The sequence below is a fragment of the Pseudarthrobacter oxydans genome (genome assembly GCF_013314975.1).
Classification (GTDB): Bacteria; Actinomycetota; Actinomycetes; order Actinomycetales; family Micrococcaceae; genus Arthrobacter; species Arthrobacter oxydans.
The window spans coordinates 86543-105939 of sequence record NZ_JABTYH010000010.1 but is presented as its reverse complement, the minus strand read 5'-3'; the positions used below and the strand labels follow the sequence as shown (position 1 = coordinate 105939).

Below are 19397 nucleotides of genomic sequence, written 5' to 3'. Positions count from 1 at the left end.
ACAAAAAGTGCCCGCTGGTGGCCAGTAAAACTGCCCGGTTATGGCCAATAGATCTGCCCACTGATTGGTTTCGGCGGGATTGGCCATCGTTGGGTTGGTCAGTTCAAGCGGGTGACTCCTTTTCCGGCGAGGGCTTGGGTGAGGCGGACGGAATCGCCACTGGTCTGGCAGACGTGGGCGTGGTGCAGCAGTCGGTCAACGGTGGCGGTGGCGAGGGTTTTGGGCATGAGCTCGTCGAACCCGGCGGGGTGGAGGTTGGAGCTGATCGCGACGGACCGTTTTTCGTAGGCTGCGTCCACGACCCGGTAGAGGCCTTCGGCGGCGTCGGTGGCCACGGGCAGCAGGCCAATGTCGTCAATCACCACGAGCTCGGCTCGGAGAATCCGGGCGACGGCCCGGGTGACACTGTCATCGGTTCGGTGGGCCCGGATGAGGACGCCGAGGTCCTCGAGCCTGAACCAGGCGACCCGCATGCCGGCTTCGACGGCCTGCTGGCCGAGGGCTTCGAGGAAGAACGTCTTCCCCGTCCCCGAGGGCCCGCAGACGACGAGGTTTTCCCTACGGGTGACCCATTCCAGAGTCCGCAGCGCCTGCTGGGTCGGGGCCGGGATGGAGGACGCTGCAGGGTCCCACTCCTCGAATGTCTTCCCGGTCGGGAACCCGGCTGCTTTGCGGCGGGAAGCGAGCATGGACCGGGCCCGGCCGGCGGCTTCCTCCGTGAAGAGGGCCTTGATGACCTCGGCCGGTTCCCACCGCTGGGCGCGGGCAGTCGCGATCAGGTCCGGGGCCAGCGCCCGGGCGTGGGGCATTTTCAGGGACCGCATCAGGGCCTCCAGGTCCGCCGGTAGCGGCGGAGCCGCGGTATTGGTCGTGGTGAAGGGGCTCATCGGGCCTCCTCCGGCGTGGTGATGGTTGCGGGGTTGCCGATCGCGGCCCACGCCCCTGTTCCTTGGGTGAGGGAGGTGGCTTCATTGGCGGCGTGGGTGGTAGTGCGGCGGATGTTGGCGTTCAGGATCGAGGCGAGGTCAGGGTGCGCGAACCGGCCATGCAGGGCGGCGTCGCCCAGGGCCCGGTCGACCTGATCGGTGCCGGCGATTTTGGCCAGCGTAACGGCTTCGGCCATTTTCACGTTCATCCTTGCGGTCCCGGCCGCGGCGGCCTCGACGAGCCAGGTTCTGGCGCCTTCGCCGATGGCCAGGAACGCGGCCTCGTCCGCGCTGCGGGCCCTCACCTCGTAGTCGCCGGGGAGCTTCGCCCGGGTTCCGGGGAAGTGTTCGTCGTTGATGGCGGGGCTGCCGGGCCGTGCCCGTTCGTGGCGGGCGACTTCGACGGGCCCGGTCGTGCCGTGGTGGACGATGATGACCTGCTCGCCGGGCCCGGTGCCGTGGGTGCGGACGAACACCCGGGCTCCGAGCAGGTGGGCCGGGACGGAGTATTGGGCGTTTTCGAAGGTGACCATTGGGGTGTTCTCCGGAACGCTGCGGGCCAGGCCGAACGCGACCGTGTGGGCGGTGTCCGGGATCCGGTGCAGCCGCGGGGCTTCCTCGGCGAGCATGGCCGCGGGTTTCCGCCGCGTCGTCCGGTGCTCACGGTGATTGACCTCGTCCATGAACGCCGTGCAGGCGGCCTCGAACTCGGCGAAGGTGCGGTAGTCATCGCGGAGGTTGGTGTCTTTGGGCACGAGGTCGGCCTTGGCGAGTTTCACGGACGCTTCGACTCCGCCTTTGGTGGCCGGGTCCGCCGGTTGGCAGGTCAGCACGGTCACCCCGTAGTGCCGGGCGAAGTCCAGGGTCTGCTGGTTGCGCACCGGGACCCCGGCGACGTGGGCGGTGGTGACGGTCTTCTCGTTGTCCGTGAGGACATAGGTCGGCGCCCCTCCGAGGAGCCGGAAGCACCGGTCCAGGGCCGCGAACACGCTCGGCGCGGTCCTATCCCTGAGCGGGATCACGATGCGGAAGCGTGAGAACGCCAGCCAGGCCACGAAAAGGATGGTCTTCACCCCGCCGATCCGGGGCCCGTCGCCGAAGTCGTACTGCAACCACATCCCCGGTTCTGTGATCCACGGCCGGTGGATGCGGGTGTGGCCCAGCCGCCACGCTGCTTTGACCTGCGCGATCGCCCGTCGGGTGGAGCGCTCCGAACCCGTATAGCCCAGGGCGAGGAGCTTCTCGTGGGCCTTGTCGGCCCGGATCCGGCCCTTGGAGGCTTCCACCCATTCTTCGATCTTGGGCAGGTACGGGTCGGTGACCCGGCCCCGTGCCGTCGGCTCCCCGATGGGCCTGCCGGCATCCCGGGCGGTGACGTGTTTGGCAACGGTGTGGTGCGAGCAGCCCGTGAGCTCCGCGGTGGCGCGCAACGATCCGGTCAGATCGTAGGCAGCAAGGATTTCCATGATTTCTCCGTCAGACTTCATACAGGGCCTCTTCCTGGTTCGCTTGGTGCGCTTAGACACCGTCATCAAACCCCAGGGAGAGGCTCCCGCCGCTTAAGGCGCGGTCGGTTCAGTAAGGAAGTGGGCAGACCTCATGGCCACCGTCGGGCAGTTTTACTGGCCGTCAGTGGGCACTTTCGTGGCCGCCTATGGGCAGTTTCTCATGGCCGCTAACACCCACGGAATGCTTCGGTGTGGAGTGGTGGTAGATACCATCGCAAACATGACGACTTGTTCTGTGTTGCGCTGCTCTGAGGCGCCTACCCGCGCAGTCGAGTTGATCCCAGGGTCCCGGATGGAAGCTCTTGTATGCGACGAACATAGTGCCGCTTTGCAGCAGGGAGCCAGTTGGATGCTTCACGGTGGCACGGGTTCGAGGATCCTCGCATTCTGATGGGAGAAGACCTCCCTCAGAACCGCATGAATGGGTTCGGCGTTAGCCGGACGGTAGGAGATGTGCCGGGCTTTGAGGGGCAGCCAGGCCTTGAGACATTTTGCGAAGGCACTCCCTGATTCCCGTTGACCACCCGCAATGCCGCCACCCAGGTGAAAGTGCTCTGAAGGCTACGCTGCATTCGTCGCGGAATCCTTGGGCCCGCCAGACGCTAAGTGGAGCTGACTCCAGACGTGCTGAGAACGGGAGCCAGCCCCACCCCCATGGCAAGTGCTCCGGGCGAAGACACAAGGACCTCCCCCAACAAGGACAAAGAACACCCACCGCTGCACATCATCCGACAAAATACATGCTGCCAACAACCAATTGGGGCAACTGCTCAAGGTCGCGAAAAGGCCCGTCCATTCGATAGGCAAAACTGTCGCGTTATATGTTTCATGGCAGAAAGTCCGTCGCTCCCCCAATCGACGGACTTTCGCCATACCTGCCAAGAATTGCGGTTGCACTCAAGCCGCGCCCATCTCGCCGCCGATATCGACGGATGACGGGCGCCAGCGGCTGCCCCCTAACCAGAAACTCCCCCAGCCGGAAATGTGATCAGCCGCTGGGTTCCAAAAGAAGCTCATCAAGTGCGAAGCCGAGCGCTTCCGAATCAAACCAGGTAGCCGGTAAGGCATCATGAATGATGGCGTCGAAATCAAAGGGATGACAGCGACCGCCATTGTTCCAGTACAGGATCCAGACATCGATCAGAGCCACGGATTTCCCCTGGAGCAATATTCTGGCCGCCAACCGCAAGTCCCTCATGACCAATCCTTGCTTCTGCTCCCCGCACTCGACAAGACCCGGGAAGCCGCAGCTCGAGGCTTTCACGGCAGGGCACAGGACAATCCACAAGAAGTACGCAATGCTCGGCATGCGTGCCGGGAGGAGACGTCATTCCACGGCCCGGCACGCACACACTTTCATTTTGCCCCGGCTTCCAGCTAACAGACGAGATGCGGACTCTAGTTTTGGCTGCCGCCGCGGCGGCTGGCCCCTGCCTGCTCGCAACCCTGGCAGGTCCTCGTTCCTGTCTCGTAACGCCAAGCGGCTCTGACGTCATGCCGATAGAAGCACGGTTCTGATGGGCAAAATGAAGGGCCACTGCAGGAGAATCAAGTGATGAGACTCGAACTGCTCCATATCGATGAATGCCCCAACTCTGAGCCAGCACGTGTACGCCTTGAGGAAGCGCTGGCCGCTCTGGGACACAATGAAGTCAAAGTACACATGCGGCGCCTGAAGACACCCTCGGACATCCTGGGCAGCGGATTCGCCGGATCACCAACCATCACCATCGACGGGGCCGACATCTTCCCCGAAGGAGCGCCGGCTGATGAACTCGCCTGCCGGGTCTATAAAACACCCCAAGGCCTCTCAGGACTGCCCACCATTGATCAACTGGCGGAAGCGCTCAGGAACAATGGACTCTGACAACGAGTACACCTGCACATGTTGCGGCAGAACCATGAGCCGCAAGAAACTGCACGCCCTCGGTCCGGCACCAACGTACATTTGCCGGCGGTGCGGCCTATGGGTAGCCTTCAGGTTTCGACCCGACCGGCCCGCATCGGACTAAACCAAGGGGATAGCAGGCAGATCGATGGGCCACGGAGCCGCCGCGATTACCTCCATATCGACGACGGCCTCTCGAGGAGCGTTGAGATTCGCAAGAGAGCGTACGTCGGGAACTTTGTCTGAGCAGGCCACACCTTCCTGAATCTTCGGAGCAAGCCCGAGGCGCCAGGCTCCCTACCTTAATCCGAGCGGCGGCGGGTCCAGAGTCAGTGACGGGTCCGCCAACAGTTGGCCCCATTTTGGTGTGAGTAAGCGGCTGCCAGTAAGTGATAAGCAGTGCCACAGGGTCACGGCCACAGAGTCCAGCACCGGGACATCCGTGCGCGCTTCCACCTCTACTGCACTTTCGGCGCCGTAGAGGTTGGTGCAAAGGTAAATGAGGGCATCGGGCTTCAGCGCGGCCAACTCCAGGGAACCTGGCAGCAGTTCGGCTTCCGTGACCCGGGCGAAGGATTCGTTGTCGCTGAGATCCAGGTGCCGGTGGTCCACGATCTTAATCCCGTGCTTCGCGTAGGAGCCTACTACGGCCTCGTTCACATCCGCTGTGTACGGGGTCAGCATGCCAATCCGCTCGGTGCCGAAAGCGGAGAAGGCCGCCAGGTACGCCAGGGTGGACGTGGTGGCGGGGATGCCCGTGGCGTCGGTGATTTCCCGGATGAGTTCCTCGTCGTGGGCGGCACCCAGCCATGATCCGGAGGTGCCGTTCCAGGCAATGACGTCCACGTCCGCTGTCGCAAGTAGTTCGGCGGCGGCGCGCATTCCCGCGGCGTCGAACTGCTTGTCTGAGTAGTTATCCAGGGCGATTCGTGTCACGTTGATCCGGGTGAAATGCAGGGTGACGTCTGTGCGGTCGCCGAGGATCCGGTAACTTTGCGGCTCCAGGCAGGTGTTGGAAGACGGCACGATCATGCCGATGCGGACCGGCCGGTGTTCGGAAGGCAATTGAGGGCTCCTAGAGGGTAGCGGGGGCGGCCTGGGCGCGATGTGCGGTGAAGCCATTGCGGGTTACGAAGCGACCCACCGGGCCGGGATCGTGGAAGCCTTCTTCATCCAGCACCACGCGTCCGGCAGAGACGACGACGGCGGGCCAGCCGTTGAGTGTCTTTCCTTCAAAGGGCGAGAAGTCCGTTCCCATGTGCAGGGCGGTGCCGTCCACCTTGCGTTCCTCGGCGGGATCGAAGATCACGAGGTCGGCGTCGTAGCCTTCTGCGATGGTGCCCTTGCCGGGCACAGCGTTGATGCGCGCGGGGCCGCTGGAGAAGACCTCCACGAAGTCCTCAACGGAGCCACCGGATTCAGTGACCAAGGCTGTGAACGCCACGGGCATGCGGGTTTCCACGCCCGGCAGGCCGTGGGGCATGAAGCGGATGTCGTCTGTCCGCTCGCGCTTCTGGGAGAGGTCGTAGCAGGAGTGATCCGAAGAGACCGTGTGGATGGCTCCGGCGGCGAGGCGTTCCTTCAGGGCAGCTACGGTTGCAGGGCAGCGCATGGGCGGGCAGCAGGCGTACCACTCGGGGAAGGTGCTGCCGTACACAGTGTCATCCAGGGTCAGGTAGTGCGGGCAGGTCTCGGAGTACGCTTCCTGGCCGTTGGCGCGGGCTTCGGTGACCAGGTCCACGGCGCCTGCGGTGGACTGGTGCACGAAGTACACCGGGGCGCCAGTGTACTTGGCCATGGCCAGGGTTTCCTTGACGGATATTTCCTCTGCCAGTTCAGGGCGGGTGCGATGCAGGTGTTCAATTCCGATGAGCCCGTCAGTGGCGTGCTGGGCCGTGCAGTCCGTGATAATCGCATCGTGCTCTGCGTGTATGTACGTCAGTCCGTCCAAGCGCACCATTTCGCGCATGACTTTTAGGATGGTGTCCCCGTCCGCCATGGTGGAGCCGCGGTTGGTGGTGTACATCTTTACTGACCTGATGCCTTCAGCGGCGAGTTGCTCCAGCTGCCACGGAACAGTTTCATCCCAAGTTATTACCGAACCGTGGAGCGCAACGTCGCACCGGGCCGCGGCAGCGAGCTTTTTCTTGTTCAGGGCCGCGTCCAGCGGTGTCTCCTGGGCGTCGCGGGGGATGCCGAAGTCGATGATGGTGGTCGTGCCGCCCCACAGCGCAGCGATGGAGCTGACGGAGAAGTCGTCCAGGGTGCGGAAGCGGCCGGTCACCTGGGCGACGTGGCAGTGGCCGTCCACGCCACCGGGGATCACAAGCTTGCCGCCGGCGTCGATGGTGCGGACGGCTGCGGGTACAGGCCCTGAGGCATCGAGGAGCTCCGCGATGCGTCCGTCCTGTATCACGATGTGCACGCTCTGACGCCCGGGTGTCCCGGCCAGGCGTGAGTTCACTACGGTGCCGTTGGCGATGACGAGTTCTGGGATGAGGGACATCAATGTCCTCCTATTTCTTGGAAACGGATGCGGTGGCGGGTGCGGCAGCACCGGCCACCTTGGCTTGGGCCGTGGCCAGGGCGGCGTCGAGACTCTCCCGTAGGCCCTTGCGCTTCTTGGCCGGGGGCGGGGCAAACGAGCCCTGCCGGTGGACGCCGGACTGTAGCATCACAACCGCCTCGGTCATGCGGATACCTGCGGAAATTCCGTCCACCACGGGGACGGGGATCTGTCCCTCGAGGTCGCGGGCGAGCCCGGCCAAGGGCGCACCTGCGAGGATCACGACGTCGGCGCCGTCTTCTTCGACCGCCTGCCGGCTCAGTGCCAGCAGGGTGTCCCTAAAGTCCTGCTGCACGGAGCCGATGCCGTGCAGGCTCTGGTTGATGGAGCGGATGGAGACGAGGCGTCCACCCAGTCCGAAGTGCTCCACACAGTCGCGGTACCAGGCGGTGATGCGGTCGGAAATGGCGATGATGGAGAAGCGATGGCCCTGCAGGGCCGCGGCACACAGCGCAGCTTCGGTGATGCCGATGACAGGTACGTCCACCAGCTCTTTGAGTGCGGGCATCCCCGGATCACCGAAGGCCGCCACGACCACGCCGTCCACGCGGTTGTCATTGCCGCCCTCTGTGTAGTCGGCGATGAGTTCGGCCACTGCGCCGGCTGCGATCAGCGATTCGAAACGGGTTTCGATGTATTCGACACCGTAACTGGCGGTGCGCACAATCAGTTCGGTGTCCGGGCCAGCGGAACGCAATGCTTCAGCCTGGATCAGAGCGGTGACGTCGTCGCTGATGTTGGGGTTGATGATCAGTAATTTCATGTTCTTTTCCGATGTGTTTCGGCGGCAGGCGGGTCCTCCGGGAACTGTTCGCGGTACTTTCCGATGTGGGATGCCGACTGGGCCGCTGCGAGGTCGGGGTCACCGCTTGCGATAGCGGCATAGAGTTCGCGGTGCTCTTTGATCAGTTCCGGAAGGTCGCTGACATGGCGGAAGAGCCAGTGCATGCGGCCTTGGAGTGGTTCGAGCGCCGAACGGAGGAAGCCGTTGTTGGCGATGGCGGTGATGGCGTCGTGAAAATCGCTGTTGGCGCGGTGAGCTTCGTGGATGGAACCTTTGGCAAGGAACCGGTCGGCATCGTCCAAGAGGTCCTCAAGCTGCTTCAGGTCCTCCGCTGTAGCACGGGTGGCCGCCAGTCTACAAGCCAGCACCTCAAGCGACTCGCGGACGTCAAAGAGGTCTTCCACGTCCTTGGCGCTGAGGCCGGCCACCTCTGTGCCACGGGAGGAGCGGTCCTGGATCAGGCCTTCTTGGCGGAGCATCCGCAGCGCCTCCCTGATGGGTAGGCGGGAAACGTTGAATTCGGCGGCAAGATCACGTTCCACCAGCCGCGCTCCGGGTTCATAGTATCCCTCGAAGATTCTGGTCCGAAGGGTGTCGCGCACGAATTCCCTGAGCGGCCTGTCAGTTGCGTTCGTGTCTTCTGCTGTCAGCATGAATGCTCCATTCGGGGGGTCGTAGTGACTCTATGCCTTCAGTGCCGTCTATGACGTTTCAGCCTTGCAGCCCGCTGAAAGCCCGAGGGCTGAAGCGGCCGAACGCTCTTTCCAGGGCGCCGGCTACGGCGAGCACTTCCCGGTCATGGTACGGCCGGCCTACTACCTGAACTCCCACGGGCAGGCCCTCGCGGGACAGGCCGCACGGGACCACTGCCACGGGGAAGCCGAGGATGCTGATTGCCCGGCAGCAGGAACCCAGCTCGGTCCAAGGGATGTTCCTGCCCTCCACGGTGAAGCTTTGCTGCCGTGGGTCGGACGCCGGGACGCTGGCTACTGGAAGCAGCAGGATCCTGTGCTCCTTCATGAAGCAGAGCACCTGTGAACGGATGGCATCCCGTGTCGCGGCGGCCTTGCGGTACTCCACCACCGAGGCAGGGGGTTCCAGCACGCCCTGTAGATGCTCGCCGAGTTCATCCTCGCGGCCGGTGGCTAAGTCCGCCACCTCGGGCATACCTTCGGCCATGCGGAGCGCCACAAAGGCCGAGGCCGCCTGCTCGAGTCCCGGCGGTCGGCCGTGACTCACCGGAACGCCCAGGCCCTGCAGGACCGCCACTGCCGAACGAACGACGGCGACGAGGTCCTCCCGGACCGGGTAGGTACCCTCATCTTCAAACCAGGCGGCGGTGAGGCCATCCAGATTCTCCAGCGGCTCACCCAGCGGCACCGGTACGGTGGAAGGGTCAACATCGTCAGGCCCGGCAAGGATCCCTAGAAGTACGCCCAGGTCTTCCACGCTGCGGGCCAGCCAGCCAATGCTGCCGAGCCGGTGCAGCGCGGACATCGAATTCGGTGCTGGCAGGTTGCCATCCGTCGGCGGAACATAGGGCAGCAGGCCAGTTTCCGGGACCAGGCCCACCGTGGGACGAAGGCTGGCAATGCCGGTACAGTGCGCGGGCCAACGGATGGAGCCGCCGAAGTCGGTGCCCAGCCCGAAGGTGCTCATCCCGGAAGCCACGGCCGCGCTGTCGCCCCCGGTGGAACCCCCGGACGTCAAACTCGTGTCCCAAGGGTTCCACGTCTCCCCAAATAAGGGGTTACGGCTGTGGGTTTCCACCGCGAATTCTGAACAGTTGGTCTTGCCGAGCAACACCGCGCCTGCCTCCTGCAGCCGGCGAACGGCCGTCGCCGATTCCTGGGGGACGTAGTCCCCTAGGAGGGGACTACCCGCCGTCGAGCGCAACCCCTTGACCGCTAATGTGTCCTTCACCGTGAAGGGAACGCCGTGCAGGGGACCACGGGACCGGCCTCCGGCAGTGGCCGCATCGGCGGCTTCCGCGTCTTTCCGCGCCCCGGGGTTAGGGGTGACGACGGCGTTCAGGTCGGGATTGGCCTCAGCGATCCGCGCCTGGTGGAGTTCCAGGCACTCCACGGCGGTGAGCTGGCGATCTCGTAGGGCTGTTGCCCATTCGACCATGGAGAGTTCGGTCAGTTTGCATGCGTCCAGGACGGGCGATGGGTTGAGTTCTGCGGAAGGCAGGACGGTGTTGTTCATGTCAGGATCTCTACTCTGCCTTGGCGGTGAGCTTGCCGGCCTCGGTCATGGCGATCTTGGACGTCTCCTTGGCTACATAGACGCAGTAGACCATGAGCAGCAGGGCGGCGGAGAGATAGCCGGCCACGGAGAAGCCGGTGCCCGTGAGGAGGATTAGCTGGATGGCGATCAGCGGGGCGAAACCGCCGCCGAAGACGCCTGCCAGCTGGAAGCCCACGGCCGCGCCGGTGTAGCGGACCTTGGTGGGGAACAGTTCCGGGATGAAGGACGCCACCGGGGCGTACATGGCGGCCACGATCACCAGGCCGATGGCGGGTGCGATCACCACCAGGAACGGATCCTTGGAGTTGAGCATCGCGATGAACACGAAGCTGTAGACGATCCCGGCGACGGCGCCACCGATCATGACTGGGCGTCGGCCCAGTTTGTCCGAGAGAGCTCCGAACAGCGGGATGGCGATCATCTGCGCAACCGCGGAAAGTGTGGAGGCGGCCAGGGCCAGGCTCCTGGGCAGGCCCAGCTGCTCGGTGCCGTAGACGAGGATGAAAAGGGCGAAGATGTAGAAGGCGATGTCGCTGCCGATCCGGGCGCCGACTGCCAGGGCCAGGGACTTCTTGTAATGCGTGAAGACGTAGACGAGCGGGGCCTTGACCTCTTCCTCCTTCTTGGCTTCGGCCTTCTTCTCGGCCTCTTCAAACACCGGGGACTCAGCGAGCTTCATGCGGATGTAGAGGCCAATCGCCACCAGCAGGAAGCTGATAAGGAACGGGATACGCCAGCCCCAGGCCAGGAAGGCGTCCTTGGCAAGGACCGCCGTGAGGAGGGTGAAGATACCCGTGGCAAGCAACAAACCGGTGGGGGCCGCGCTTTGGACCAGACTGCCGAAGAAGCCGCGGCGGCCGCTCTTGTCCGATTCGGTGACCATGAGTGCGGCGCCGCCCCACTCACCACCGATGCCGATGCCTTGGAGGAACCGCAGGGCGACCAGGAGGATGGGTGCCCAGATGCCGATGTTTTCATACGTTGGCAGGAGGCCTACAGCGGCGCTGGCCAGGCCCATGAGCAGCAGCGTGGTGACCAGGACGTTCTTGCGGCCGATCTTGTCGCCGAAATGGCCGAAGATGGCGGCACCGAGCGGACGGACCACGTAGCCCACGGCGTAGGTAGACAGGGCCAGGATCAGGCCGATGGCAGGATCCGAGCCGGGGAAGAAAAGGATGGGGAAGACGATGGACGCTGCGGTGCTGTAGGCGAAGAAGTCGTAGTATTCGAGGGTGGTGCCGACGAAGCTTGCGGCGACGACCCTCTTCATTGAGTTTTCGCCGCCCTTCGGCTTTATATCGGCTGTGGAACCGCGGACCGGAGAACCCGGGGTTTGAGATTGAATCGACATTGGCCCTCCTGGGCGATGCGACAGGCTCAAGGACTGAGCAGCAATGGGGAATGGAAAAATACCGGGCGAGAGGGCGGTGGCTCTCGAAGCCCTGCTGGTGGCACTTGGAGGAAGTTTTCTCCCTCAGTGCCTTTTTGGGATCCCAAATAAGACGTTACGATCCCGGAAGTTTCATGTCAATGGTTTTGGGATCCCAAACTGAATCTTTTCCTTGGCATCGGAATATGACCGGTGCCACACACGCGAATGGCACTGCATCTTCTTCGGCCTCGATCCTGCGAAGTCTCTGGAATGCCGAACTGGGAACACGTTTGTCCCGCACGCGGGTCCAGATCGGGCACACCCCAACATGACGTCAGAATGGTCTCGCTAGCGTGTCAGGCTAGGATCCAAAAGCGTATTACCCCACACCGCGAGTGCAGAGTCCTAGAACTCACCCTGACGAAATAGTTTGTGATGGGTTGTCAGGGATGGCGCCCAAGCAACGGGAGCTCATAGTAGTCGGTCACGTAGGTGAACTCCGGATCCGGTCCTACGTTCTGAGAGGACAGCTGGTGTAGGTCATTGGAGCCGGACGGCAAGCCGGCGTCGAAGCGGCGGTCCCAGTAAGCCCAGCAGCGACCGAACAGCGTTTTGGAAGGGAAAGAGATGCCGAGCGGCTCCGAGCCATCATCGAGAACCTGCTGTCGGATGATCTCAGCGAGAATCGTTGTTACAGCCCTATCCTCACTGCTGGTAGACCCAGCAGTGAGGACCTGGAGCACCTCGGTCATCCCCGGCACTGTTGGCGCCAGCTTCTCGAGGGCGTTGAGGGTATCAGGGTGATCCATTCTGGCCCACCATCCGCTGTGAGGCATCTGGATTTCATAGATAGATCGGTCCATTTGCCAATCCACTGAGACCGACCAGGGGGCGTCAACTCCGTTGGTTCTGGCGTCCTCCAGCACCTGGGCGATGTAAGCGTCCACTGGCCAGCCGATCGACTCAGCAACTTTGGCTACCGCCGCCCGGTCCTTCCGGAATCCAACCAGTACTTCTGCATAGGCGCACCGCCTGGAGTCGGCAAGATAAATTGTTGATCCGAGCGTGTCATAACGCCCGCGTCGGTCAGGCGTAGCCTTCGCGGCTGTGGATGTGATCGGAAGCGGTCCGACGATGGCGTTCGAAAGGACAGAGAGGGCGCCGTACCGGTCCTTGGCGACCCTGAATCCAATCTCCGCCGTGGCTGCGGCAAGACGCAGCCCTGTCTTGCCGCAGGTCCGCTCCGTGATCACGCGGCGTAGGTGTCGTCAACGAAAGCTTCGGCGGCCCCTAGAACTTCACGGCTGTGCAGCTGTTGAATGTAGAGCACTGGTAGCTCCTCACCCAGGCGGGGGTTTGGGCCCATGAGCCAGCTGAGCGCCACGTGCTTTCCCTCTGCTCTTTCCAACGTTCGCCACACTCTGTAGCCGAGTCGAAGCCGCGCCTCGACTTCGGGGCGAGGGTCCTGACCATCGGGTTTGGCCCAGTTGTAGGGCGATGTGCGGTTTTTCACGCCGCCCATTGCCTGAACGACGGTGGCGCCGACATTCTCGTTGAGCTCACGAACCAAAGCATGGATGTCCATTTTGGTGGTTTCCATGTAGATGTCATCGCGGATAGTCGGTTCCATGGGTCAATCATGCTTCGAAAGCAGCACTAAAACAACTTGAAATATTCATAAAAGCATCATAAAATCCTCGGACGGTAACCCCACTACCAGGCACTAGCCACTGCTGGGCGGGCAGCCCAGTCGTGCGCTCAGCTGCGCTTCGTTTTGACTTGCCGCCTCTCAATGCTTGGGTTGCCTGCATCGCCTGCTGTCGAAGTCGAAGTCCATGTGTTGTCTCTTGATTTGGCTACAGCAGCAAGTGCCACCACACCGGTATCAGCTCTAAACATTGAGGAAGGAAACGTCTTGTCGCGAGTCGAATGGACACGATACAGCGGGGAAGATATCGAGTCCGTAGTGGCCATGTTTATCAGCGCCGAGTACCCGCAAGCGGAACGAATCACTCCTTCCAGTGGCGATGGTGGCATTGATGTTCTGGTTAGAAGCGATAAAACACGTGTCTACCAGGTCAAGAAATTTTCAGCAGCTTTGACTGCAAACCAGAAGAAGCAGGTCGAGAAGTCTGTCGACAGCTTGGTTACGGATCCTCGCGTAAAGGACCTGCAAGTCGATGAATGGCACATCGTCATGCCTTGGGACCCTACGCTGGAAGCAAAGGAGTGGTTGGCGGACTACGTCACTGGCAAAGGGCTGCCAGAACCCATTTGGGACGGGCTGACTCAATGTGATCTCTGGGCCAGCGAATACCCCCACGTTGTGGATTACTACCTAGGGGGAAACGCCGAGCGCATACAGCAGATGGCGTTATCGATAGTTCATGGGTTGCGGCTGAAGGACATCAGAAAAGAGGATGTCGAGTCTTGGGATATCTCCGGCTTTGCGGAAGAGCTGAAGGACACGGTGCTGGTCCTAAGCCGAGAAGATCCTTTCTATACCTATGGCGTTCACGTAGAGCCACCGTCCCTGGCTCCCGTAGAGGAAGAGCTGCGTGCAGCCTTGAAGCGGGAGAAGCCCGGCATTGTGTGCACGACCATATGGGGCAATAGCGCCATACGTGTCCAAGTCGACGTGTACGCAAAGAATAGGGTGGCGTTCGATCTTGCCCCCGTGACGTTCAACGTGAACCTCACGGCAAAGGCTGGCTCGCCCGAAGCAACCGCCATAGAAGACTTCATCAAGTTTGGCAGCCCACTCGAATTGCCGGACGGAAGCGTGAACGGTGTTGCCAATTTGCCTGGCGGCCTTGGAGGAGATTTCGAAAATGCCGCTGCAGCAGTCCTCCCCAACACCAATATCTCAGAAGGTGCTAGCGAGCTTCGCCTGGTACTTGTCGATGAAAACGATCAGCAGGTCGACTCCCTCACTATCAAACGCAAGTACACCACCACCGGCATCCCAACGGACAAGGGACCAAGGGGCCTCGAAACGTTGTTAACGGATGCGCTTGGCCTTATGAATGTCGTTCTGAGGTTCGATGTGGACAAGCAGGTTCAAAATCTGAAGCTGAACGTTGAGGCTCCCGACAGCAGCAAGCTCGCCGTGGATGCTCTCCCCGTCCTGCGTTTCTACAGGAGGATGTGCGCACCGAATTCCTTGGTTCTCGCTCCTCGCTTTGGTCCTCTTCCGGAACATCGATATCCCCTGAATCCAGTCGAAGGAAAAGGCACTCGACCCGCAGATCTCTGGCACGACGTGGCGCATGCGCTGAGTCTGATACAGGAGCGCACGCCACAGCTGCTCCACATGCCAAACCTCTCGGATGTGGACGAGAACCTTGTGCATCAGATTCTCAAAACGGGGGCCCTCCTAAATGGTCAAACCCTCACCCTGAAGATGGACCTTGTTTCGACAGATCACAATCCGGATGCCAGCGATGATGCCGAAACAACCGTGATGCTTGTTCCTTGGGCTATAGAGCTGCCGGAAACGAAGGTTGACCTGGGCTACCTCGCCCACGCATTTGCGGGCACCTTCTACAAACGCGCGCATGAGGAGCCGGACGGCCTATACGACGTCTGGCGCGTTCACGACAGCAAAGTCTTGGTGAGAATGCTGACTGCAGAGGAGCAGAAGGCGCTCTGAGTTGAGCATAACCAACGTTCTTGTGCTCGCAGGCGGCTCTTAATCCGTCCGGATGCCCACAGCCGGGGACAATCCTGATGGGTTACCCCCCGCTACTGCTGCTGAGGGAGCTACCCCAATGGCTCCCAATTTCCTGCCGTGGATAACCCGGCTTGACCCACAGCTGTGGACTGCTCCGTTCTGTGCCACCTCCCCATTGCCATTCAATTGTTCAACAAACTGATAGCCTTATTTCATGGCAAAAAAGACAGTAGTGCTACTGGAAGATGATATTGACGGCTCGGAAGCTAGCGAAACGATTTCTTTCGCCCTTGACGGCAGTGACTATGAAATTGACCTCAATGAGGTGCATGCTAATGAACTGCGTAAAGCACTGGCCTGCTTTGCCAGCGCTGGCCGCAAGGTAGCTGGCGGACGGGGCCGTCCGGCAGCCCGGACTAAGTCCTCCTCGCACGGTGGTCCGGACGCCAAGGCGGTACGGTTGTGGGCGGCTGAGAACGGCATAACAGTAAATACACGTGGTCGTATCCAGGCGGACGTTGTAGAGAAGTACGAGGCGGCTCACTAGAGCCAGGGGAAACAAAATCGGGGCTGGAATCATTGCTGATTCCAGCCCCGATTTGTTGTTGCGGGATTCTGCATCCTGAGCTGCACTTTTCAGACAGGAATAGTTCGCACGTCTGGGAACCAGCCCGCTGGGGCTTTGTTTGGTTCGAGGTGTTCAGGGTCTCGGTGCTTTTGCATGTCGCATTTATAGAACGGTCCGCGTGGGTCGAGGAGCACGTGCATGTGGTGGTCTGCGTGGTCTTTGAACCAGACGCTGATTCCGGTGGCTCCGTCGAGTCGTAGGTGTTCCCATGCCCGCCACAGCGCCTCTATTCGGGAGACTGCTTCGGGGTGGAAGTACCATTCGATGCACCATTTTGCAGCGCGCCCGTCGACATCGCGGACGTAGGTAGGAAGCAGCTGCTCGTGCAGGAATTCCTCGGCTGAGCCATACACCAGCTCCGGAGGTTTCTGCTGTTCTCCGGCCGTAGCGTCAGTGTCCTCGATGTCCGGGCTGGGAGCTTCACGGAACCGGCCAATGTCGACAGTCATGCCCTACTCCCCTACCCGGTCACCCATGGATTTGTCGCCGGCGCCGCTGCTACCGATACCAGTTCTTCCTCCGGTTGCGGGCTGTACTTTTTGATGGATGCTTCCACGGCTTCCTTGTGTGACCCTGTGTACCAGGGCATGGTCCGGACCAATGTGGCGGGTGCACCGGAGGCGAGGATAACGGCGCGGCCGCGGTCCAGCTCGGCCAGATTGGAAACATCGAAGATGCGTTCCTTGCTCTCCTGGCGGGAGCGGCTGGACCCGGACTTCCCTGATGACACGGAAACGTTGATGTAGCTGTAGTCCCCGATCAGGTCCGAGAGTGCGCGGAGGAACCCTTCTTCCGCGACGCCGCCACCGTAAACCTTGACGTTCGCGGCTGACCAGATTTTCCGCATGTTCGCTTCGCCCCAGAGTTCGACGCCCTGGGACCAGGACTGCAGGATGCCCATGACGATCAGGCCCTTGGAGCCGTAGTGGCTGAACTGGTCTGGCAGGCCCGCCCAGCGCACCACGTTGGCCAGCTCATCGAGGGCGAACAGCGCAGGGTTGGGCAGTCGGCCGCCGCTGCGCTCGGCCCGTTCCTCCATCGCCTCAGCGATGGCCACGGTCAGTGCCGTGGTGAGCGGGGCGGCTGAGCCGGCCCCTTCCTTGGACAGGATGTAGATCGTCTCCTGAGACGCGGTGAAGGCGTGCGGGTCGAACTGCAGGCGGGCATCACTGGCCACGCTTGCGCCGCCGGCCGGGGCAACCCAGCGCAGAGTGTTCCTGCTCTTGAGGCACTGGATCATCTTCTCGGCGGTGCCGAAGATACCGTCGCGCTGCTTGTCAGCCAGCTTCAGCGTCGACTCCAGGCCCTTGTACTGCAGCTCGTAGTCATGCTCCCGGAGAATTTCGATGGGTTCCTGGCTGACCTGCTCCGTCACCCACAGGTAGACCTGCGTGATCGGCAAATCGCCCAGTGCGGCCGCGAGGAAGTACGAAGAGAGAATGTCCTCGGCCTTGGGATCGAAGTAGGCGTCCGGCTTTGACCCCGGGACCCGGGACCCGACCGAGAAGTGCTGGGTGAGTTTGTAGGCCTTTTCTTCGTCGGTGACGTAAGAGAGCGGGTTCCACCACCAGTCCGGTTCTTCCTGGGCGATCTTCTGCGGATCGAAGACCCACACCGGGGCCGTGGCCTCGCGGACGCCTCGGGTGCCGTCCACGACGTCGCGCTTGTTCGAGGTTGAGACAACGGCGCCTGGTGCGTCCAGGATGGCGGGCATCACCCGGGAGGTGGACTTACCTGTTCGTGGTCCCCAGATGTCGAGGCTGAGGTCTTCCCAGGACTGGACGAATTTCTGGCCGGTGGAGACCACTTTGCCGACGACGATCCCGGGATTGTCCTTGATACCGAGGCGTTCGGCCTTGGCCTGTGCTCCCTTTTCGGAGAACGCGGCGAGGGACTTGCCGCGGCCCAGGTAGCGTGCGGCCTTGTCCACGCGGGCACGCTTCGATGCGCCTTTCCTCCATGCCAGGAGCACGACGATGGCCAGCGCCAGGACCAGGCCGGCCATGACGCAGACGACGATTGTGGATTGGGTTGGCCAGGGCACCTTGCCCTTGATGAGCCCGGCGACCAGGTCAATCGGGTGCGCAGGGGGCGCGTCGATGCCGGCCATCCAAGAACCGAGATGGACGGAGGCGTAGGTGCCGCCACCGAAGATGACGATGGCGCCAATGGCCAGCCAGACCAGCAGGGCATCTTCGAGGCCCATTCCTTTGCGGTTCGGTGCACTCACAGGGCGCCTCCTTCGGCCGGCAGCGCAGGTGCTGCCGGGCCCATCAGTGTGTTCGCCGGTGCATGCCACCGGGAGTCGGTATCGTTCAGGCCGTCGTTCTTCTCAATCGAGGTCAGCCCGATCTGGACGGGGATGCCGGGACGGCCGCCGACCTTGATGAGGAACTTGCCCCGGCCCGGGGGTTCGACGTCGAGGCCGCGTGAGTCCCAGGCGGGCGGGTCCTGCCAGGAGATGAGCTTCTGCTGCTCCTGCCGGGACAGGGGGATCGCGGAGGTCAGCAGCGGCATCTCCGAGGCCGGCAGGCCGCCACAGATCACCATCCCGGAGCGTTCGACGAAGCCGCGGGCCTTCATCCGGTCCTCTTCCGCCGCCAGTGCCAGCAGGTCGGACATGGTGTGGGAAATCATGATCTGCCCGACGCCCACGGACCGGTTCAGGCGGGTCAGGGCGTCCACCCGGTCGACCATGCCCTTGCCGGAGCGCAGCGCCCGCCACAGCTCATCCAGGACCACGAAGTAATTCCGCCGCGGCTCCAGGCCGGCGTCAGCGAGGGCGTTGGCAACGTTGACCGTTCCGAATCCGTAGGACCAGCAGGCCAGCAGCACGGCCGCCTGCAGGTCGGTTTCGGTCTCGTCGATGCTGGAGACGTCGAAGACCACGGCGCGGTCCCGCTTCATGGGGTTGGTGGTTTGCCGGGAGAAAATTTCTCCCAGCTTCCCTCCCCCGGTCAGGCCCAGCAGGGTCGCTTCCAGCGCCCGGGTTTCCTGCAGGTAGACGTTCATGTCGCCACGGTCCAGTGCGACCTGCCGCAGCTCATCCGGGGCGGAGACGATGACGTCCAGGAGGTCTTTCAGGACCGGGACGCCATCGAACCGGTCATCGAGGACCCGCAGTGCCCGGTCCAGGATGGTTTGTTCCTGGTCGGTGGGCGGGTTGTTCCGGCTGATGGTGATGAGGGAGACGACCATGTTCAGCCGGCGGCCGTGAGCGTCGGCCCGGACCCGGGTGGCGGCTTCGTGGTGGCCGTGTTCCTCGAGGAGCTGGGCAACCTCGACGGCCTGGCCCGGATCGAGAATGTTCAGGTAGCCGACGCCGCGACCGAGCTTGATAACCTGCCCGCCGAGAGCTTCGACGGCTTTGACGTGCTCGCCTTTCAGGTCACCCAGAACCAATGGGTTGACGCCCTGTGCGGCGAGGCCCAGGAACATCCGCCGGACCAGCGTGGACTTGCCCAATCCGGGTTTGCCGAGGATGAAAGCGGAAGGGTTGGAGATGAGGCGTGCGCGCTGGAACCAGCTGATCGGGTCACAGCAGACCGTCGCCTGAGTTTCCTCGTGACGCCCCAGCGGAACGCCGATCATGGGCGAGGACGCACCGGAGGAAAACGGCCACAAGCCGCAGACCTGAACCGTGGTCCCCCGATACTCCTTCACGGACGGGACGAGTTGAGCCATGCCACCGCCACGGCCGGACCAGCCACGGGCACCCGGCCCTGACTCCCGCGGCTGCTTCCCAGCCCTGTCAGTTGGCGCGCTCCTTGCTGGCATTGCTGTCATTGACGTCAAAAGGTCT

Annotated in this window: 17 protein-coding genes; 3 read left to right on the top strand and 14 right to left on the bottom strand. The window is 62.5% G+C overall.

What is annotated here, in order from left to right; translation table 11 throughout:
- Positions 1-98: 98 nt before the first annotated feature.
- The 3 genes from istB to HTS88_RS09030 form a co-directional block, all read right to left on the bottom strand.
- The gene (istB, locus tag HTS88_RS09040; RefSeq protein WP_174177539.1) at positions 99-887 is read right to left on the bottom strand and encodes an IS21-like element helper ATPase IstB; all 789 of its coding nucleotides are present in this window, start codon (positions 885-887) and stop codon (positions 99-101) included.
- Positions 884-2413 (bottom strand): IS21 family transposase, encoded by a 1530-nt coding sequence (gene istA / locus HTS88_RS09035; protein ID WP_246256107.1) that lies wholly within the window; start codon positions 2411-2413, stop codon positions 884-886. The genes istB and istA overlap by 4 nt, the downstream gene beginning before the upstream one ends.
- A gap of 1009 nt (positions 2414-3422) precedes the next feature.
- On the bottom strand, positions 3423-3584 hold the full coding sequence (locus HTS88_RS09030) for a hypothetical protein (RefSeq protein ID WP_174177537.1): 162 nt from the start codon (positions 3582-3584) through the stop codon (positions 3423-3425).
- A 405-nt stretch (positions 3585-3989) separates the two neighbouring features.
- On the opposite strand from HTS88_RS09030, the gene HTS88_RS09025 reads away from it, so the two are divergent.
- Positions 3990-4301 carry a thioredoxin family protein gene (locus HTS88_RS09025; RefSeq protein WP_174177535.1) on the top strand — a complete coding sequence of 104 codons (312 nt, stop codon included), beginning with the start codon at positions 3990-3992 and terminating at the stop codon, positions 4299-4301.
- Positions 4302-4619: 318 nt separating this feature from the next.
- Here HTS88_RS09025 and HTS88_RS09020 read toward each other — a convergent pair whose 3' ends face one another.
- The 8 genes from HTS88_RS09020 to HTS88_RS08985 all read right to left on the bottom strand — a co-directional run bounded on the left by HTS88_RS09020 (position 4620) and on the right by HTS88_RS08985 (position 12924).
- Complete coding sequence (locus HTS88_RS09020) at positions 4620-5387, bottom strand: maleate cis-trans isomerase family protein (protein WP_174177533.1); 768 nt, start codon at positions 5385-5387, stop codon at positions 4620-4622.
- Between the two features lie 10 nt (positions 5388-5397).
- Entirely contained in the window at positions 5398-6828 is a 1431-nt protein-coding gene (locus tag HTS88_RS09015; RefSeq protein ID WP_174177531.1) for an amidohydrolase family protein, read from the bottom strand.
- 10 nt (positions 6829-6838) lie between these two features.
- Positions 6839-7651, bottom strand: a complete 813-nt coding sequence (locus HTS88_RS09010; RefSeq protein ID WP_174177524.1) for an aspartate/glutamate racemase family protein — start codon at positions 7649-7651, stop codon at positions 6839-6841.
- Positions 7648-8325, bottom strand: a complete 678-nt coding sequence (locus HTS88_RS09005) for a GntR family transcriptional regulator (protein WP_174177521.1) — start codon at positions 8323-8325, stop codon at positions 7648-7650. Before HTS88_RS09005 ends, HTS88_RS09010 begins: the two co-directional genes overlap by 4 nt.
- A 58-nt stretch (positions 8326-8383) precedes the next feature.
- Positions 8384-9880, bottom strand: a complete 1497-nt coding sequence (locus tag HTS88_RS09000; RefSeq protein WP_174177519.1) for an amidase — start codon at positions 9878-9880, stop codon at positions 8384-8386.
- A gap of 10 nt (positions 9881-9890) precedes the next feature.
- Positions 9891-11192: an MFS transporter gene (locus HTS88_RS08995; RefSeq protein ID WP_246256104.1), complete on the bottom strand. Its 1302-nt coding sequence runs from the start codon at positions 11190-11192 to the stop codon at positions 9891-9893.
- A gap of 545 nt (positions 11193-11737) precedes the next feature.
- Positions 11738-12547, bottom strand: a complete 810-nt coding sequence (locus HTS88_RS08990) for a hypothetical protein (protein ID WP_174177515.1) — start codon at positions 12545-12547, stop codon at positions 11738-11740.
- Positions 12544-12924: a hypothetical protein gene (locus HTS88_RS08985; RefSeq protein ID WP_174177513.1), complete on the bottom strand. Its 381-nt coding sequence runs from the start codon at positions 12922-12924 to the stop codon at positions 12544-12546. Before HTS88_RS08985 ends, HTS88_RS08990 begins: the two co-directional genes overlap by 4 nt.
- A 222-nt stretch (positions 12925-13146) precedes the next feature.
- Here HTS88_RS08985 and HTS88_RS08980 point away from each other — a divergent pair, with 222 nt between their 5' ends.
- Complete coding sequence (locus HTS88_RS08980) at positions 13147-14946, top strand: hypothetical protein (protein WP_174177511.1); 1800 nt, start codon at positions 13147-13149, stop codon at positions 14944-14946.
- Between the two features lie 235 nt (positions 14947-15181).
- Complete coding sequence (locus tag HTS88_RS08975; RefSeq protein ID WP_174177509.1) at positions 15182-15514, top strand: histone-like nucleoid-structuring protein Lsr2; 333 nt, start codon at positions 15182-15184, stop codon at positions 15512-15514.
- Between the two features lie 89 nt (positions 15515-15603).
- Here HTS88_RS08975 and HTS88_RS08970 read toward each other — a convergent pair whose 3' ends face one another.
- Genes HTS88_RS08970 through HTS88_RS08960 form a run of 3 tightly spaced genes read right to left on the bottom strand, consistent with a single transcriptional unit; the run spans position 15604 to position 19279 of the window.
- A complete protein-coding gene (locus HTS88_RS08970) occupies positions 15604-16044 on the bottom strand; it encodes a DUF4913 domain-containing protein (protein WP_174177507.1) in 441 nt (146 codons plus the stop codon).
- An 11-nt stretch (positions 16045-16055) separates the two neighbouring features.
- A complete protein-coding gene (locus tag HTS88_RS08965) occupies positions 16056-17825 on the bottom strand; it encodes a TraM recognition domain-containing protein (protein WP_174177505.1) in 1770 nt (589 codons plus the stop codon).
- On the bottom strand, positions 17822-19279 hold the full coding sequence (locus HTS88_RS08960) for a helicase HerA domain-containing protein (RefSeq protein WP_174177503.1): 1458 nt from the start codon (positions 19277-19279) through the stop codon (positions 17822-17824). Before HTS88_RS08960 ends, HTS88_RS08965 begins: the two co-directional genes overlap by 4 nt.
- Positions 19280-19397: the final 118 nt, after the last annotated feature.

Coding starts and splice junctions, on each gene's coding strand:
- HTS88_RS09015 (WP_174177531.1), bottom strand. CDS start 6,828: ATGTCCCTCATCCCAGAACTCGTCATCGCCAACGGCACCGTAGTGAAC.
- HTS88_RS08960 (WP_174177503.1), bottom strand. CDS start 19,279: ATGGCTCAACTCGTCCCGTCCGTGAAGGAGTATCGGGGGACCACGGTT.
- HTS88_RS08970 (WP_174177507.1), bottom strand. CDS start 16,044: ATGACTGTCGACATTGGCCGGTTCCGTGAAGCTCCCAGCCCGGACATC.
- HTS88_RS09005 (WP_174177521.1), bottom strand. CDS start 8,325: ATGCTGACAGCAGAAGACACGAACGCAACTGACAGGCCGCTCAGGGAA.
- istA (WP_246256107.1), bottom strand. CDS start 2,413: ATGAAGTCTGACGGAGAAATCATGGAAATCCTTGCTGCCTACGATCTG.
- HTS88_RS09025 (WP_174177535.1), top strand. CDS start 3,990: ATGAGACTCGAACTGCTCCATATCGATGAATGCCCCAACTCTGAGCCA.
- HTS88_RS08995 (WP_246256104.1), bottom strand. CDS start 11,192: ATGAAGAGGGTCGTCGCCGCAAGCTTCGTCGGCACCACCCTCGAATAC.
- HTS88_RS09010 (WP_174177524.1), bottom strand. CDS start 7,651: ATGAAATTACTGATCATCAACCCCAACATCAGCGACGACGTCACCGCT.
- HTS88_RS09000 (WP_174177519.1), bottom strand. CDS start 9,880: ATGAACAACACCGTCCTGCCTTCCGCAGAACTCAACCCATCGCCCGTC.
- HTS88_RS08975 (WP_174177509.1), top strand. CDS start 15,182: ATGGCAAAAAAGACAGTAGTGCTACTGGAAGATGATATTGACGGCTCG.
- HTS88_RS08985 (WP_174177513.1), bottom strand. CDS start 12,924: ATGGAACCGACTATCCGCGATGACATCTACATGGAAACCACCAAAATG.
- istB (WP_174177539.1), bottom strand. CDS start 887: ATGAGCCCCTTCACCACGACCAATACCGCGGCTCCGCCGCTACCGGCG.